The sequence below is a fragment of the Novosphingobium barchaimii LL02 genome (assembly GCF_001046635.1).
Classification (GTDB): Bacteria; Pseudomonadota; Alphaproteobacteria; order Sphingomonadales; family Sphingomonadaceae; genus Novosphingobium; species Novosphingobium barchaimii.
On the sequence record NZ_KQ130454.1, the window covers coordinates 777,396 to 792,500 of the forward strand.

General features: G+C 65.7%; 15 protein-coding genes (1 of these 15 cut by a window edge). 5 read left to right on the plus strand and 10 right to left on the minus strand.

Annotated features, from left to right (window positions below; all coding sequences use genetic code 11):
• The first annotated feature begins 107 nt into the window (after nt 1-107).
• From V474_RS14235 to V474_RS14250, 4 genes are all read left to right on the plus strand, one after another.
• Nucleotides 108-2,831 (plus strand): bifunctional [glutamine synthetase] adenylyltransferase/[glutamine synthetase]-adenylyl-L-tyrosine phosphorylase, encoded by a 2,724-nt coding sequence (locus V474_RS14235; protein ID WP_059152080.1) that lies wholly within the window; start codon nt 108-110, stop codon nt 2,829-2,831.
• Nucleotides 2,828-3,304 carry a peroxiredoxin gene (locus V474_RS14240; protein WP_059152081.1) on the plus strand — a complete coding sequence of 159 codons (477 nt, stop codon included), beginning with the start codon at nt 2,828-2,830 and terminating at the stop codon, nt 3,302-3,304. Before V474_RS14235 ends, V474_RS14240 begins: the two co-directional genes overlap by 4 nt.
• A complete protein-coding gene (locus V474_RS14245) occupies nt 3,304-4,095 on the plus strand; it encodes a ferritin-like domain-containing protein (RefSeq protein ID WP_059152173.1) in 792 nt (263 codons plus the stop codon). The genes V474_RS14240 and V474_RS14245 overlap by 1 nt, the downstream gene beginning before the upstream one ends.
• Before the next feature lie 165 nt (nt 4,096-4,260).
• Nucleotides 4,261-4,968: a M23 family metallopeptidase gene (locus tag V474_RS14250; RefSeq protein ID WP_082699782.1), complete on the plus strand. Its 708-nt coding sequence runs from the start codon at nt 4,261-4,263 to the stop codon at nt 4,966-4,968.
• A gap of 151 nt (nt 4,969-5,119) precedes the next feature.
• Here the strand turns inward: V474_RS14250 and V474_RS14255 are convergent, their stop codons facing one another.
• From V474_RS14255 to cyoA, 10 genes are all read right to left on the minus strand, one after another.
• On the minus strand, nt 5,120-5,320 hold the full coding sequence (locus tag V474_RS14255) for a hypothetical protein (RefSeq protein ID WP_059152082.1): 201 nt from the start codon (nt 5,318-5,320) through the stop codon (nt 5,120-5,122).
• Nucleotides 5,321-5,447: 127 nt separating this feature from the next.
• Entirely contained in the window at nt 5,448-5,867 is a 420-nt protein-coding gene (locus V474_RS14260) for a GtrA family protein (protein ID WP_059152175.1), read from the minus strand.
• A 61-nt stretch (nt 5,868-5,928) separates the two neighbouring features.
• Entirely contained in the window at nt 5,929-6,621 is a 693-nt protein-coding gene (locus tag V474_RS14265; protein ID WP_059152083.1) for a Crp/Fnr family transcriptional regulator, read from the minus strand.
• Nucleotides 6,622-6,673: 52 nt separating this feature from the next.
• On the minus strand, nt 6,674-7,252 hold the full coding sequence (locus tag V474_RS14270) for a response regulator transcription factor (RefSeq protein ID WP_082699783.1): 579 nt from the start codon (nt 7,250-7,252) through the stop codon (nt 6,674-6,676).
• Complete coding sequence (locus V474_RS14275) at nt 7,249-8,601, minus strand: ATP-binding protein (protein WP_236711271.1); 1,353 nt, start codon at nt 8,599-8,601, stop codon at nt 7,249-7,251. The genes V474_RS14270 and V474_RS14275 overlap by 4 nt, the downstream gene beginning before the upstream one ends.
• The gene (locus V474_RS14280) at nt 8,598-9,284 is read right to left on the minus strand and encodes an SURF1 family protein (protein ID WP_059152084.1); all 687 of its coding nucleotides are present in this window, start codon (nt 9,282-9,284) and stop codon (nt 8,598-8,600) included. Before V474_RS14280 ends, V474_RS14275 begins: the two co-directional genes overlap by 4 nt.
• Before the next feature lie 65 nt (nt 9,285-9,349).
• Nucleotides 9,350-9,742 (minus strand): cytochrome o ubiquinol oxidase subunit IV, encoded by a 393-nt coding sequence (gene cyoD, locus V474_RS14285; RefSeq protein WP_059152085.1) that lies wholly within the window; start codon nt 9,740-9,742, stop codon nt 9,350-9,352.
• Complete coding sequence (gene cyoC, locus V474_RS14290; protein WP_059152086.1) at nt 9,742-10,386, minus strand: cytochrome o ubiquinol oxidase subunit III; 645 nt, start codon at nt 10,384-10,386, stop codon at nt 9,742-9,744. Before cyoC ends, cyoD begins: the two co-directional genes overlap by 1 nt.
• 4 nt (nt 10,387-10,390) lie before the next feature.
• Nucleotides 10,391-12,403 (minus strand): cytochrome o ubiquinol oxidase subunit I, encoded by a 2,013-nt coding sequence (cyoB, locus tag V474_RS14295; RefSeq protein ID WP_201786034.1) that lies wholly within the window; start codon nt 12,401-12,403, stop codon nt 10,391-10,393.
• A 7-nt stretch (nt 12,404-12,410) separates the two neighbouring features.
• Nucleotides 12,411-13,757 (minus strand): ubiquinol oxidase subunit II, encoded by a 1,347-nt coding sequence (gene cyoA / locus V474_RS14300; RefSeq protein WP_082699784.1) that lies wholly within the window; start codon nt 13,755-13,757, stop codon nt 12,411-12,413.
• A 194-nt stretch (nt 13,758-13,951) separates the two neighbouring features.
• Here cyoA and V474_RS14305 point away from each other — a divergent pair, with 194 nt between their 5' ends.
• Nucleotides 13,952-15,105: the 5' portion of an MFS transporter gene (locus V474_RS14305; RefSeq protein WP_059152087.1), read on the plus strand. Its footprint extends 160 nt past the window's final position; the window shows 1,154 of its 1,314 coding nt (coding positions 1-1,154); its start codon is at nt 13,952-13,954; its stop codon lies off the right edge, out of view.

The following is a 15,105-nucleotide window of genomic DNA, read 5'->3' on the forward strand; positions in this document are numbered from 1 at the left end:
GCGCGGCCACAGGTGCCAGAGCGGGCCTGACGGCACAAGGCCAGAGCGGACATAGTCGTCGTCCCGCCCCCTTGCCCCTCATCCACCCAGCGGGCAGGGAAGTATGCATGAGTGCCGACTGGACAGCCGCCATCGCCCGCGCCCGCGCCCACGCCCCTTACCTTGCCGGCGCGCTGGACCGCTTGCCGCGTCTCACCGAACTGCTCGCGGCAGGCGACAGCGCCGGTGCCCTTGCACTGGCGAAGGCCGCCGGCGAAGGCGCGCCCGATACTTCGGCGGCGCTGCGACGGGAAAAGCAGGCGCTGGCCCTCGCGCTCGCCATCGGCGACCTTGCCGGGGCCTTCCCGCTGCTGGAGGTGACCGGCGCCCTCTCCGCCTTCGCCGACCGCGCGCTGAATGCCGCCATCGTCGAAGGCATCCGCCGCCGCGCGCCGGACTTCGATCCGGCACATACGCCCACCGGCTTCATCGCGCTCGCCCTTGGCAAGCACGGCGCGGGCGAGCTTAACTACAGTTCCGACATCGACCCGATCCTGCTGTTCGATCCTCTGCTGCTCCCCCGCCGAGAGCGCGACGAGCCGGGCGAGGCGGCCCAGCGCGTGGCCCGTACCGTGGTCGAAACCCTCTCGCGCATGGACCACGAAGGCTATGTCTTCCGCGTCGACCTGCGGCTGCGCCCGGCCTCCGAAGTCAGCCCGCTGGCGATCTCGGTCAACGCCGCGCTGACCCATTACGAATCCTCCGCCCTGACGTGGGAGCGTGCCGCCTTCATCCGCGCCCGCGCCTGCGCCGGAGACATCGCGGCGGGCGAAGGTTTCCTGGCCGCGATCCGCCCCTTCGTATGGCGTCGCAGCCTGGATTTCGGCGCCATCGCCGAGATCGGCCGCCTGACCGCGCAAATCCGCGCCAGCACGCGCGGCAGCGCCGTGGTCGGCCCCGGCTTCGACCTCAAGAAAGGGCGCGGCGGCATCCGCGAAGTGGAGTTCTACGCCCAGACCCACCAGCTGATCCACGGCGGCCGCAACCCGGCGCTGCGCCTGCGCGGCACCCGTGCAACGCTGGATGCTCTGGCCGCGGCCGGGCTGGTCCCCGCCGAAGAAGCCCGCCTGCTGGGAGAAAGCTACGACCGTCTGCGCACCGTCGAACACCGCCTGCAGATGATGCAGGACCAGCAGACCCACAGCCTGCCCAAAACGGCAGAGGCGATCGAGGCGGTGGCCCGGCTTGACGGCCTCGCCAGCGGCCAGGCCCTGCTGGGCGAACTGACCGAAATCACCGAGGCCGTCGGCAGCCGCTACGATGCGCTTATCATGGCCAATACGCCCCAGGGCAGCGTGGTCGTGGCCATGCCCGAACAGTCCTCGCTGGTGGAGGAACTGGAAGCGCTGCGCTTTACCGAGCCTGCCGCGCTGGCGGAGCGGATTCGCGGCTGGCTGGGCGGCAAGGTCCGGGCGCTGCGGTCGGAGGCGGCGCGCGCCGCCTTCGAGACGATCCGCCCCGACCTTCTCGCCGCCTTCGCCGCCGCGCCTGAGCCGGAGCGCGCGCTGGCGCGCTGGGAGCAGCTGCTGGGCAACCTGCCCACCGCCATCAACCTGTTCAACCTGCTGGTGGCGCGCCCGGCGCTCATTGAGCTGCTGGCCCGCATCCTGGGCCTCGCTCCGCCACTGGCCGATGCGCTGGCGCGCCGGGCCGACCTGCTCGACCCGCTGATCGACGCCAGCGCCTTCGACCTGCCCGGCACGGTGGAGGACCTGACTGCGCAGCTGTCCCGCTTCGAATCCGGCGACGATTACGAACGCAAGCTCGACGCGGTGCGCCGCAAGGTGGGCGAAATCCGCTTCAAGCTGGGCGTCCAGCTGATCGAGGGCGCCAACGACCCGATCGCCATCGGCCAGGCCCTGGCCCGCATCGCCGAAGCCGCGCTGGTGGTGCTGACCGATGCCGCCGCCTGTGAATTTCGTGCCGCCCACGGCGCCGTGCCGGGCAGCGAGCTTCTGGTGCTGGGCCTTGGCCGGATGGGCGGCGGCGTGCTGACCCATGCCTCCGACCTCGACCTGATCTACCTGTTCAGCGGCGATCATCAGGCGGAATCGGACGGGCGCCGCCCGCTGGGCGCCACGCATTACTACAACCGCCTGTCGCAGCGGGCGATTTCGGCGCTCTCCGTGGCGACCGCGCAAGGCGCGCTGTTCGAGGTCGACACCCGCCTGCGCCCATCCGGCGAACAAGGCCCGCCCGCCGCCAGCCTCGACAGCTTCGAACGCTACCAGCGCGAACAGGCCTGGACCTGGGAACACATGGCGCTGTGCCGCGCCCGCCCGCTTTACGGCTCGGCAGAGGGCCGCGCGCCCCTCGCAGCCATCGTGCGCGATGTGCTCACCGCCCCGCGCGATGACGACAAGCTGCGCACCGACGTGCTGGAAATGCGCGCCAAGATGGCGAATCACAAACCGCCCAAGGGCCCGCTCGACGTCAAGCTGGCGCGCGGCGGACTGGTCGACCTGGAATTCATCATCCACTTCATCCAGCTGCGCGAGCGCGGCCCCGGCCTCGACCCCGACATTGGCGAGGCGGTCCGCGCCCTCGCCGCCGCCGGGCTGCTGCCTCCCACGCTGGTGGAGGCGCATGACGCCCTGACCCGCCTGCTCGTCGCGGGGCGCCTGCTTGCCCCCGATATGCAGGTGCCCGGCCCTGCGGCGTGCATGGCGCTGGTGCGCGCATGTGGCTATGGCGACTGGGAAGCGCTCGAACAGGGCCTCGGCCTTGCCCGCCGCCACGTCGCGGCCGCCTGGCAAGAGGCGTTCGGTGAAACATTGGAGACTGACGCATGACCACCGCCCGCCCTAATGTCGGAGACACCTTCCCCGACATCGCCATGGAAACGCCCGAAGGCGGCAGCGTGAAAGCCTCTGACTTCGCTGGGCGCAAGCTGGTGGTGTTCTTCTACCCCAAGGACAGCACGCCGGGCTGCACCACGGAAAACATCGAATTTTCCGGCCTCAAGGGCGAATTCGAAGCTGCCGGCACCGCGCTGCTCGGCGTCAGCAAGGACTCGGCGAAAAAGCACCAGAACTTCATAGCCAAGCACGACCTTACGGCCCCGCTCGCCAGCGATGCCGAGGAAAACGGCCTGTCCGACGCACTCGGCATCTGGACCGAGAAGCAGAACTATGGCCGCACCTACATGGGCATGGTCCGCACCACCTACCTGATCGGCCCGGACGGCAAGATCGCGCAGATCTGGGACAAGGTGAAGGTCAAGGACCACGCCGCCAAGGTGCTGGAGGCCGCGAAGGCCCTGTGATCCGGCAAACCGTTGCCGCCGCGATCCGGGCCGCGCTGTGCCAGCAGGATCCCCGGGCCAAGGCGATGGCTGCGCGCAAGGTGGCGCGCGACTGGCGGCTGGACAGGCTGGCCTTCGTCTTTGACGCGGCGATGCCCGAAACGCCGGGCCGCCCGGATGCGCCCGAACTGTTGCTCCCCGGCAAGATGCCCAAGCGCGGCAAGGCGGGGTCCGAGCGCGGGCGCATCGCCCTGTGGCACGCTCTCGCCCACATCGAGTTCGTGGCGATCGACCTTGCGCTGGACATGGCCGGGCGCTTCGGTGCCGAGATGGGGCCTGCCTTCGTCGGCGATTTCCTCAGCGTGGCGGCGGACGAGGCGATGCACTTCGCCCTGCTGGAGCGTCATCTGCATACATTAGGCAGCCATTACGGCGCTTTGCCCGCCCACGACGGTCTCTGGACTTACGCCAATGACACCCGCCATGACGTCGCGGCCCGTCTTGCGGTGGTGCCCATGGTGCTGGAAGCGCGCGGCCTCGACGTCACTCCGGCCATGCTGGAACGGGTGCGCTCGGCAGGCGACGAACGCGGCGCACGCATCCTTGAGCGAATCCTTGACGATGAAATTCGCCACGTTCGATTCGGCACAAATCATTTCAACGAGCTCGCCAAACGGCAAAACGAAGACCCCGCAGACCGGTGGAAATCCTTGGTTTTTCGTTACTTTCGCGGCAACCTGAAGCCACCATTCAACGACTCGGCGCGCCTCGCTGCCGGTTTGTCGCGCGATCTGTATACAGGGCTTGCCTGAGCGAAAGCTAACGGCATAAGTCAGGATCACGAGACGGCGGGGGGTTCCGACGATCTCCAAAACCTAGGCGCGGCGACTTCACGATTGAGGTTGGCTGCGCTCAAAATTAAGCGTCGCGCTCCACAGGTTGCTGGGCGAGTAGCGGCGGAAAGCAAGGTATTGCGAGTGGTCGTAACGAAATTTTTCGCCAAGTTCCGCGCAGTGACTGGTCTCTTCGTCGCTGCAGGTATCACCATGGCCGCACATCCCGCCATGGCCAACAGCAGCGCCGCCGCTGCCGATATCTCCGCTCCGCTGCGCGCTGCACAGGCCGCTAATCAATCTGTAACGGGCGGTGAGGACGAACAGTTCCGCCAGCTCTTCAGTTCGTGGCAGAATTTCGAAGAAACCGGCCTCGCCGCCGCCAAGCCCAAGCCCGCCGTTGCCGGCAGCTTCGCCTCGGTCGCCATTCCTTCGCGCAACCCCCTCGCGCAAGAGCGTATGACCAGCACCTTCGGTATGCGCGAACATCCCATTCTCGGCGGTCGCCGCGCCCACAAGGGCGTCGATCTCGCCGCGCCGACCGGCACGCCGATCTACGCAACCGCCGACGGCACCGTCAGCCGCGCTTCGTGGTTCAGCGGCTACGGCCTTTATATCTCGCTTGAGCACGGCGGTGACATGCAGACCCGCTACGGTCACATGTCGCGCCTCAACGTCGCCGAAGGCCAGCGCGTCCACAAGGGCGATGTGATCGGTTTCGTAGGCAGCACCGGAAACTCGACCGGCCCCCACCTCCATTACGAAGTGCGCGTTTCCGGTGAAGCCGTTAACCCGCTGGCTTACATGCAGACCGGCATTGCCGCCAACGATGGCGATGCCAAGGGCGGCTGAACCGCCCCACCAGGTTGAGAGGAGGAAGAGGCGGCTCACAAGGCCGCCTTTTCTTTGTCCGCAATCCGCGTGGACAACAAAGGCGCGGGCCCTCACGAAAGTGGGCCGCCCGAAGCCGAGGAGAAGCGGATTGCGGTTCCTTTGAAGACGGTCAACCCGTGTGGGCACGGGGGGACCCAGCAGGAGCAGCAGCGAACAGCCGATGGCTGAGAACGAAGGTCAGCGCGGTGAGCATGGCCACGGCGCCATAGGCCACCGGGTCCGCCGGGTCCGCCATGCCGGGCCAGAACCGATGCCGGAGCGGGGGCGCATCGACGAAGCGGAACTCGTGCGGCTCCCGCTGCCCCGTCATTCCCGCGAAGGCGGCTGACGAAAGGGTCCGCGCAGCGTCAGCGCGCCCTGCGATCCCTGGATGACCATCGCGGGCCTTTCCTACCGGTGCTGGCGTTGTCGTCGCCCCCTCCGGTGGGGGAGGGCAGCTAAACTTCGTGGAAATTTAGCGTTGCATTGAGAATGAACACGATCGTTCCCGCGCACACCGAGACGATCACCCGCGCCACCAGATAATGCGTGTCCAGCGGCCCGGTCAGGAGCGCGAAACCGGAAAGGATGATCGCCAGCCCCACCAACGCATTGCCCAGGAAATAGACGTAACCCGTAACCATCCCGCGTTCACTGTCACGGAACACCCAGAGCCGCGCCAGCACATAGTTCACCGCATTGGCGACAAGGAAACCCACCGTCACCGCCACGAACTTGTCCAGACCGGCCTGCGACACCATCAGCCAGATCAGCGCCATGTCGATCGCAAAACAGAAGCTGGAAACCAGCGCATTGCGCGCAAACAGGACCGCTCCGTGGCGGCTGAACAGGCCGGGATGGGAAGAAACAAGCAACATGCCCTCGCAAACACCGCGCGCGGACATTGTTTCCCGCACTGCAAAAAGACGCGCCGGACCGTTATCCCGCTTCGGCGACCAGCGCCTGATAGTCGACAATCGTGACATCCCGGCGCGAGGGCAGGTCGATCACGCCTTCGTTCTTGAGCCGGGAGAACTGGCGGCTGACGGTTTCGATCGTCAGGCCAAGCACGTCGGCGATCTGCTGTCGCGAGAACGGCAGGGTCAGCAGGCGCTCCCCAGGCTTGCAGGCGTCGGTCCGGCAGCCGAGCCGCTCAACCATCTCGACCAGAAAGCTGGTCATCTTTTCCGCCGCCGACTTGCGGCCCAGCAACAGCATCCAGCGGCGGGTGCGGTCCAGTTCGCCCAGCGTGCGTTCGAGCAGCTTGTGCTCCAGCGCCGGGTGCGTTCGCGCGAAAGCGTCAAAATCACGGCGCGAGAACACGCAGACCTGCGAATCGACCAGCGCAGTGACGCCGTACTCGGTGGTGCCACCGAAGGGCCGGCCGATGAAGTCGGACGGATAGACCACGCCGACGATCTGCTCGCGCCCGTCCTCGGTATTGGTGGAAAGTTTCAGCACACCGTCGATGACATTGGCGACGAGAACCGAATCCTCGCCCTCCCAGATGATCGATTCGCCGGCCTTCAGCGTACGCGTGCGGCCAATGGCGTTCAGCGCCTCAAGTTCCTCGGCATCGAGCGCGGCACAAATCGCCCGGTTGCGAACGACACAAAGATCACAGTTGGCCATAATCCGGCGAGTACCCCAATCGCGGCGAAGTTAGAACCTTTGCGAGCCCGCTTCAAAGCTGCCGCTTCTCCAGCTTGCGCGCCAGGGTGCGGCGGTGCAGACCCAAACGCCGCGCGGTTTCCGAAATGTTGAAGTCGCACTCGACCAGCGTCTGGTGGATGTATTCCCACTCCAGCGTCTTGATCGAGCTTTTGCGTCCTTCCACCGGAATGCTGGCATTGCCGCGCAGATTGCCGAAAGCGGCCTCGATGTCGTCGGTGTTGGAGGGCTTGGCGAGGTAGTGCGCGGCGCCCAGCTTGATCGCCTCGACAGCAGTGGCGATGCTGGCATAGCCGGTGAGCACGACGATGCGGGTCTGCGGCGCATGGGCGTGGAGCGCCTCCACCACCGCCAGCCCCGAACCGGCGCCAAGCTTGAGATCGACCACGGCAAATTCGAAATCCTCGGCCAGGAACAGCGTCCGGGCCTCGTCCGGGCTGGCGGCGGAGGCCACGCGGTAACCCCGGCGTTCGAACGAGCGGCGCAGGGTGCGCGCGAAAGTGGGGTCGTCCTCGACGATCAGCAGGCTGGCGCCGCCCCCGGAAGCTGTATCGAGAACTGCGGAGGCAGGCGGGGGCGGAACCTCGGTCATGCCCCCTTGTCCGGCGCCAGCCCGGCGCTGTCCAGTGCCAGTGTGGCAAGCGGTATCGCCAATTGCACACTGGCACCGCCATCGCGCCGGTTCTCGACGAAGACCGAACCGCCCAGCTTGCGGATCACGTTGACCACCAGAAACAGGCCCAGCCCGCCCCCATCGCGTCCTTTGGTGGAGGAATAGGGCTGGCCGATCCGCCCCAGCATCTCAGGCGCAAAGCCCGGTCCGCGGTCGCTGACGGTCAGGACCAGGCTGGGGCTTTCCGCCTCATTCTCCAGCCAGGCCTCGATTACCACCAGTTCCGGCGATACTTCGACGGCATTATCGATCACGTTGCCGATGATCTGGCGCAGGCCGGGATCGGCGATGATCGGCACTTCCCCGGCGATCCTGTCGACGAGGCGCAGTTCACCTGCGAAGCGTGCGCGCCATTCCTCGGCGATATCCTCGATGAAGGCGCGCACGCCGGTCACCGCCGGGTCGATCCCGCGCACTTCCCCCGCCGACATCAGGATGCCCGAGACGATGGTCTTGCAGCGCGCCAGTTCGCGCCGCACGTCCGCAAGGTCTGCGGCCATGTCGGGATCGCCCGCGATCGACGGCTCACGGCTCCAGTCGCCCAGGATCACCGAGATCGAGGATAGCGGCGTACCCAGTTCATGGGCCGCGCCGGACGCCAGCAGGCCCATGCGGATGATGTGATCCTCCTCCGCCGCCTGCTGGCGCAGCGCCGCCAGGCTGGCGTCGCTCTCGCGCCGGGAATGGTCGAGCCGTACCACGAAGACGATCAGCAGCACCGCTGCCAGCACAAAGCAGAACAGGCTGCCGTAGATGTAGAGGTGAAAGTGATCCGCGGCATACGCGTTGGGCAGGCGCAGCGGTACGTAGCTGAAGGTCAGCAGCGCCATGCACAGGCAGGCGTTGAGCGCCACCAGCCACGACCAGCGCGCCTCCAGAATGATCGCGCCGATCACGATCTGAAGCAGGAACAGAAAGGTGAACGGATTGGTCGCACCGCCCGAATGGTAGAGCTGCCAGCACAAGGCCACCACGTCGATCATCAGCGCGCTGAACAGCTCCTGCTGCGAGAACGCGGTGCGGCGGCGCACCACGCTGGCGGCGACCAGGTTGATGACCATCAGCAGCAGCGGCGCGAGCAGCAGCGGCGCCAGCGGCAGCCGCACCTTTAGCGACTGCGAGACGATCACGATCGTCGCAAGCTGCCCCGCTACCGCGATCCAGCGCAACTGGGTCAGCAGGACGACGCTGGACCAACTGGGCGAGCTGGCCGCCATGCCCGGTGGCAAGCCGGGCGGGGCGAACAGCGCCGTCAGCCGGTCGATCACGCGCGGCGCCAGATGTAGACCAGACCGAACGCCGAAAGCGCCGCGAGCGCGAACCACGTCAGCGCATACATGAGATGATTGTCGGGAAAATGAACCTGCGTCAGGCCCGGAACCGGCTTCAGCGCCGAGGCCGGATTCTGCGCGGCCTGCTCCACCTGCACGTCGACGAAGGCGGGCACCACGGCGCCCAGCCTGCGCGCCGCCGCCAGCCCCGCGACGTCGCGCGAATACCAGCGGTCATCCTGCGGACGATTGGCCTGCAGCAGGCTGCCCCCCGGTTCGGTGAAGCGCAGCAGGCCGCTCACCGCCACGCGCGTTTCGGGAGCCGTGGCCGCGGCGACAGCGGGTGAGGTTCCCTCGGGCACGAAGCCGCGATTGATCCATACCTGCCGGCCATCGTCCATCCGCAGCGGCGTCATCGTCCAGTACCCGGTCCCAAGGTCCGTGGCGGCCCGCACCAGCGCGGTCGCACTGCCCTGATAGACGCCGGAGAGCTTTACGCGAAGATATTCCAGATCGCGGGTGCGCGGATCGGACACGCTGGCATTCGCCAGGGCGGCATCGGCCGGAAGCGCCACCGGAGCGGCGTGGATGCGCGCATCGACGCGGGCGATCAGCGCATGCTTCCAGTGCAGGCGCTGCACCTGCCACACGCCCAGGGCGGCGAAAACGACAAGGGCCATCAGCAGAAACGCGGCAAGCCCATAGGGCCGCCGCGTTCCGCTTGACCGCTGTGAGGCGGGGTGGGTCAGGGGACCTGCCTCATGTCCATGTCATGGCTCATCGGCATCATGTTATGGTTGAGGTGGTACATGACCCAGAGCGAGCCGGAGAGCGCGATCACGACGATGACGATCGTGAAGATCAGCGCCATCACCGTCCAGCCGTTCTCGGACTTGGTGTTCATGTGCAGGAAGTAGATCATGTGGACCACGATCTGCACGATCGCAAAAGCCATGATGACCAGCGCGGTGGTCTGCTTGTCGGGGATCGCACCCGTCATCACCAGCCAGAACGGGATCGCGGTGAGTACGACCGAGAGCAGGAAGCCCACGACGTATTCGCGCATCGAGCCATGGCTGCCGCCGTGGTCGTCATGACCATGGGCGTCCGGGTTGGGGTGAGCGTGCTGCGTGCCCATCAGAGCATTCCCATCAGATAGACGAAGGTGAAGACGCCGATCCAGACGACGTCGAGGAAGTGCCAGAACAGCGAAAGGCACATCAGGCGGCGCTTGTTGGCCGGGATGAGACCCTTGGTGCCGACCTGGACGACCAGCGTGAACAGCCACACCAGACCGAAGGTGACGTGAAGGCCGTGGGTGCCCACCAGCGAGAAGAACGCGGTGAGGAAGCCCGAGCGCATCGGCGTCGCGCCCTCATGGATGAGGTGGTAAAACTCGTACATCTCGATCGAGAGGAACGCGATGCCGAACACGGCGGTGACCAGCAGCCACAGCTGCACGGCGCCCTTGCCGCCCTTTTCCATCGCCAGCATGGCGAAGCCATAGGTGATCGACGAGAACAGCAGCATCGCGGTGTTGAGCGCGACGAGCGGCAGCTCGAACAGATCCTTCGGACCCGGCCCGGCGGCGAAGCTGCCGCCAAGCACGCCGTATGCGGCGAACAGCATCGCGAAGATGAGGCAATCGCTCATCAGGTAGATCCAGAAGCCGAGCATGGTGCTGCCGCCTTCGGGGTGGTCGTGCTCGTTCAGGTCGTAGAACGTAGCCTGAAGCTGCGGCTGCGACAGGTCGTGAACGGAGTTGATCGTGGTAGCGGTCATGGCGTCAGGCTCCCGCAGCGGCGAGCTGGCGGGTGCGTGCCGCCTCGGTCGCTTCGACCGTCTCGACGGGGATGTGGTAGTCCCGCTTGTAGTTGAAGGTATGGAAGATCGCGTAGCCGATGATGCCGACGAACGACGCCGCCGCCAGCCACCAGATGTACCAGATCATCGCAAAGCCAAGCGCCGTGGACAGGCCGGCCAGGATCAGGCCGGTGCCGGTGCTCTTGGGCATGTGGATCGGACGGAAGCCGGTGACCGGACGCTCCACGCCGCAGCGCTTCATGTCGTCCCATGCGTCGATGTCGTGAACGATCGGCGTGAAGGCGAAGTTGTACTCCGGCGGAGGCGAGGAGGTCGCCCATTCCAGGGTACGGCCCTGCCACGGATCGCCGCTCTCGTCCTTCAGTTCCTCGCGCTTCCAGATCGATACCGCGAACTGGACCAGCATGGCGCCGATGCCGCCCGCGATCATCACGGCGCCGAAGGCGGCGATGACGAAGTAGATCTGGATGCTCGGATCGTCGAACACCCGCATGCGGCGCGTCACGCCCATGAAGCCCAGGATGTAGAGCGGCGTGAAGGCCACCCAGAAGCCGGGAACCCACAGCCAGAAGCTGACCTTGCCCCAGAACTGGTTGAGCTTGAAGCCGAAGGCCTTGGGCCACCAGTAGTTGATCGCCGCGAAGATGCCGAACAGCACGCCGCCGATGATGACGTTGTGGAAGTGGGCGATCAGGAACAGCGAGTTGTGCAGCACGAAGTCGGCGGGCGGGATGGCCAGCATCACGCCGGTCATGCCGCCGATGGTGAAGGTCAGCATGAAGGCCACCGTCCACATCATCGGCAGTTCATAGCGGATGCGCGCGCGGTACATCGTGAAAAGCCAGTTGAACAGCTTCGCGCCCGTCGGGATCGAGATCACCATGGTGGTGATGCCGAAGAACGAGTTGACGCTCGCTCCCGAACCCATCGTGAAGAAGTGGTGCAGCCAGACGAGGTACGACAGGATGGTGATGACCAGCGTGGCGTAGACCATCGACGAGTAGCCGAACAGGCGCTTGCCGCAGAAGGTCGCGGTCACTTCCGAGAACACGCCGAACAGCGGCAGGATCAGAATGTAGACCTCTGGGTGACCCCAGATCCAGATCAGGTTGACGTACATCATCGGCGAGCCGCCGAAGTCGTTCGAGAAGAAGTTGAAGCCCAGGTAACGGTCGACCGAAAGCATCGTCATCACCGCCGTCAGGACCGGGAAGGCCGCGACGATCAGGATGTTGGTGCAAAGCGAGGTCCAGGTGAAGATCGGCATGCGCATCATGGTCATGCCCGGTGCGCGCATCTTGACGATGGTGCAGATCAGGTTGACGCCCGAAAGCAGCGTACCGACACCCGCTATCTGCAAGGCCCAGATGTAGTAGTCGACTCCGACCCACGGGCTGTACGCCAGGTTGGACAGCGGCGGATAGGCCAGCCATCCGGTCTGCGCGAACTCACCGATGAACAGGCTCATCATGACCAGCACCGCGCCGGCGGTGGTCATCCAGAAGCTGAAGTTGTTCAGGAACGGGAAGCTGACGTCGCGCGCGCCGATCTGCAGCGGCACGATGTAGTTCATCAGGCCGGTCACGAACGGCATCGCCACGAAGAAGATCATGATCACGCCGTGGGCGGTGAAAATCTGGTCGTAGTGATGGGCGTTGAGATAGCCCTCGTTGCCGTTGAAGGCGATCGACTGCTGGATGCGCATCATGATCGCGTCGGCAAAACCGCGCAGGAACATGATCAGGCCCAGCACCATGTACATGATGCCGATCTTCTTGTGGTCCACGCTGGTGAACCACTCCTTCCAGAGATACCCCCACAGCTTGAAATAGGTCAGCGCGGCCACGAGGGCCACGCCGCCCAGCGCCACGACCACGAAGGTCGCCAGCACGATCGGCTCCTGGGGGAGGGCATCCAGCCACAGGCGGCCCAGCAAGGGGCTCCAGTGCGAATGATCTACGGCTTCGATTGCCATGATACTGTCAGTTCCGGGAAATCAGGGAAACATGAGCGGGCCTGGAAACAGAATCGGGCGCACGCGCCTCTTCCTGACCCAGTCCGATCGATTGCGGCGCGGCAAGGCCTGCGCCGTTCAGCGAGCGCATGTCGGTCGGCGCCTTGATGGTGCCGTCCGGCGCGGAGCCGGGGATCTGGCGGCACAGCGCCCGCACCCATGCCAGTTCCTTGCGGACGGCGGCATCGGGAGTGGCGGTGGCGTCGGTCCCGGCCTGGCGGCCGTTCTTGTCGTATTCCAGCATCGAGACGTTGCGGATACCGGCCTTGCCCAGGCCGCCGCGCGCGTCGATCGCCATCATCTCGCTCGAGCACATCTTGCCCGGCTCGACGCACATGTCGACGATCGCACCGTAAAGCTCGGGGTCGACACTGGCGAAGCGGATCACGGGGACCTTCTCGCTCGGCTTTTCCAGTTGCAGGTAGGCCGCGCGGTCGAGGTTGCCGCCCAGCGGCATCGCCGCAGGTGCCTCGGGAAGCGGAGCATCCGCGGTCTGGCCAGTGTTGGCCTGCTTGCCGCTGGCCTTCACGTCGCCGACCCACTTGGCGAAACCGGCATCGTCGACCGAATGCGCCGCGAAGTGCATGCTGGAGAAGCCTGCGCCCGAGTAGTTGGCGGAAAAGCCCTTGAACACGCCGGTCTTGTTCATCACCGCGTGCAGGCGCGTTTCCATGCCCGGCATCGCGTAGATCTGGCCGGCCATGGCGGGAACGTAGAACGAATTCATCACGCTGGACGAGGTGATCTTGAACTGCAGCGGACGGCCCGTGGGCACCACCAGCTCGTTGACCGTGGCGATACCCTGCTCGGGATAGATGAACAGCCACTTCCAGTCGAGCGCGACCACTTCGACCTCAAGCGGCTTCGCATCTGCAGCAATGGCGGTCTCGTGATCGATCCGTCCGATGGTGCGGTACGGGTCGAGCAAGTGAGTGCTGGTCCAGGTCACCGCGCCAAGGCAGATGATGATCAGCAGCGGCGCCGTCCAGATCAGCAGCTCCAGCTGGGTCGAGTGATCCCAGTCCGGCTCGTACTTGGCATCCTTGTTGGACGCGCGGTACTTCCAGGCGAAGATCACCACTGCGGCCATGACCGGAATCACGATAAGCAGCATGAGCAGCACGGAGACGATCACGAGATCGCCCTGCTGCCGCGCCACGTCGCCTGCCGGGTCGAGGACGACCGTGTTGCAGCCGGACAAGGCAGCGGTCAGCATCCCGGCCAGCCCGAGGGCGGCGAAGGATCGCTGGTTGAGGAAACGACTCGGGCCGAATGGACGGCCGGGCGGGTTCAGACGTGACTCGGGCGGATGCATGGCGCTGCGCCTAGGCTCGTGCTGCGGATGCGAACATAGGACATTTTGTCCAATCCCCTTATGGCCCTGCAATGACGATAGGGCGGCTCATGTGAAGCCGGTCGCCTTTCGCGCCCGGCCGATTCGCGCAGCGTGTGGAATTCTTCCGCGCGCCCGTGTATACCTGATACCAGACAAAGGCCGCGAAACGCCAGATGAGCAGCACAACCACCCCGACCCGCGAGGAACTCGGCCTGCCGACGTTCAAGCCGCAGCACACGATTTCTCCCGGAGAGATCGCGATCGGCGTGATCATCGGGCGCACCTCGGAGTTCTTCGACTTCTTCGTATACGCCATCGCCTCTGTGCTGGTGTTCCCGAAGCTGTTCTTCCCTTTCGTCGATCCGCTCACCGGCACGCTCTATTCCTTCGCGGTGTTCGCGCTGGCATTCATCGCGCGCCCGCTGGGCAGCCTCGTGTTCATGGCGATCGACCGCGCTTACGGGCGCGGCGTCAAGCTGACGATCGCGCTGTTCGGCCTCGGCGGCTCGACCGCTGCCATCGCCTTCCTGCCTTCCTATGAAACGGCAGGGATGACGTCGGTCTGGCTGCTGGCGCTGCTGCGCCTGGGCCAGGGCTTCATGCTCGGCGGCACCTGGGACGGCCTGGCCTCGCTTCTGGCGCTCAACGCGCCTGAGGGACGCCGCGGGTGGTACGCGATGATCCCGCAGCTTGGCGCGCCGTTCGGCCTGATCGTCGCCAGCCTGCTGTTCGCCTTCATGATCACCACTCTGCCTGCTGCCGACTTCCTCGACTGGGGTTGGCGCTATCCGTTCTTCGTGGCCTTCGCGATCAACGTCGTGGCGCTCTTCGCCCGCCTGCGCATCGTGGTGACCGAAGAATTCCAGAGCCTGTTCGAAAGCCGCGATCTCCAGCCCGTCAGCGTCGTCGGCACCGTGACTCACGAATGGCGCACGATCGTGATCGGTGCTTTCGCCCCGCTTGCCAGCTTCGCGCTGTTCCACATGGTCACCGTGTTCCCGCTTTCGTGGGTCTTCCTCTTCACCCGCGAAGCGCCCACCGGCTTCCTGCTGATCGAGGCTCTCGCCGCTGCCTTCGGCGTCGTCGCCATGGTCGCCTCGGGCCGCCTGGCTGACCGTTATGGCCGCCGCACCCTGCTCGGTGTCTGCGCCGTGGGCATCGCGGTGTTCAGCGGCTTTGCCCCCCAGCTGCTCGACGGCGGCACGGCGGGTGAGATCGTGTTCATGATCTCGGGCTTCATCCTGCTGGGTCTCGCCTTCGGCCAGTCCTCAGGCGTCGTCTCCTCGGCCTTCGCGACCGAGCACCGCTACACCGGTTCGGCGCTCAC

Coding starts and splice junctions, on each gene's coding strand:
- V474_RS14235 (WP_059152080.1), top strand. CDS start 108: ATGAGTGCCGACTGGACAGCCGCCATCGCCCGCGCCCGCGCCCACGCC.
- V474_RS14240 (WP_059152081.1), top strand. CDS start 2,828: ATGACCACCGCCCGCCCTAATGTCGGAGACACCTTCCCCGACATCGCC.
- V474_RS14255 (WP_059152082.1), bottom strand. CDS start 5,320: ATGACGGGGCAGCGGGAGCCGCACGAGTTCCGCTTCGTCGATGCGCCC.
- V474_RS14260 (WP_059152175.1), bottom strand. CDS start 5,867: ATGTTGCTTGTTTCTTCCCATCCCGGCCTGTTCAGCCGCCACGGAGCG.
- V474_RS14265 (WP_059152083.1), bottom strand. CDS start 6,621: ATGGCCAACTGTGATCTTTGTGTCGTTCGCAACCGGGCGATTTGTGCC.
- V474_RS14270 (WP_082699783.1), bottom strand. CDS start 7,252: ATGACCGAGGTTCCGCCCCCGCCTGCCTCCGCAGTTCTCGATACAGCT.
- V474_RS14280 (WP_059152084.1), bottom strand. CDS start 9,284: ATGGCCCTTGTCGTTTTCGCCGCCCTGGGCGTGTGGCAGGTGCAGCGC.
- cyoD (WP_059152085.1), bottom strand. CDS start 9,742: ATGGGCACGCAGCACGCTCACCCCAACCCGGACGCCCATGGTCATGAC.
- cyoC (WP_059152086.1), bottom strand. CDS start 10,386: ATGACCGCTACCACGATCAACTCCGTTCACGACCTGTCGCAGCCGCAG.
- cyoB (WP_201786034.1), bottom strand. CDS start 12,403: ATGGCAATCGAAGCCGTAGATCATTCGCACTGGAGCCCCTTGCTGGGC.
- cyoA (WP_082699784.1), bottom strand. CDS start 13,757: ATGCATCCGCCCGAGTCACGTCTGAACCCGCCCGGCCGTCCATTCGGC.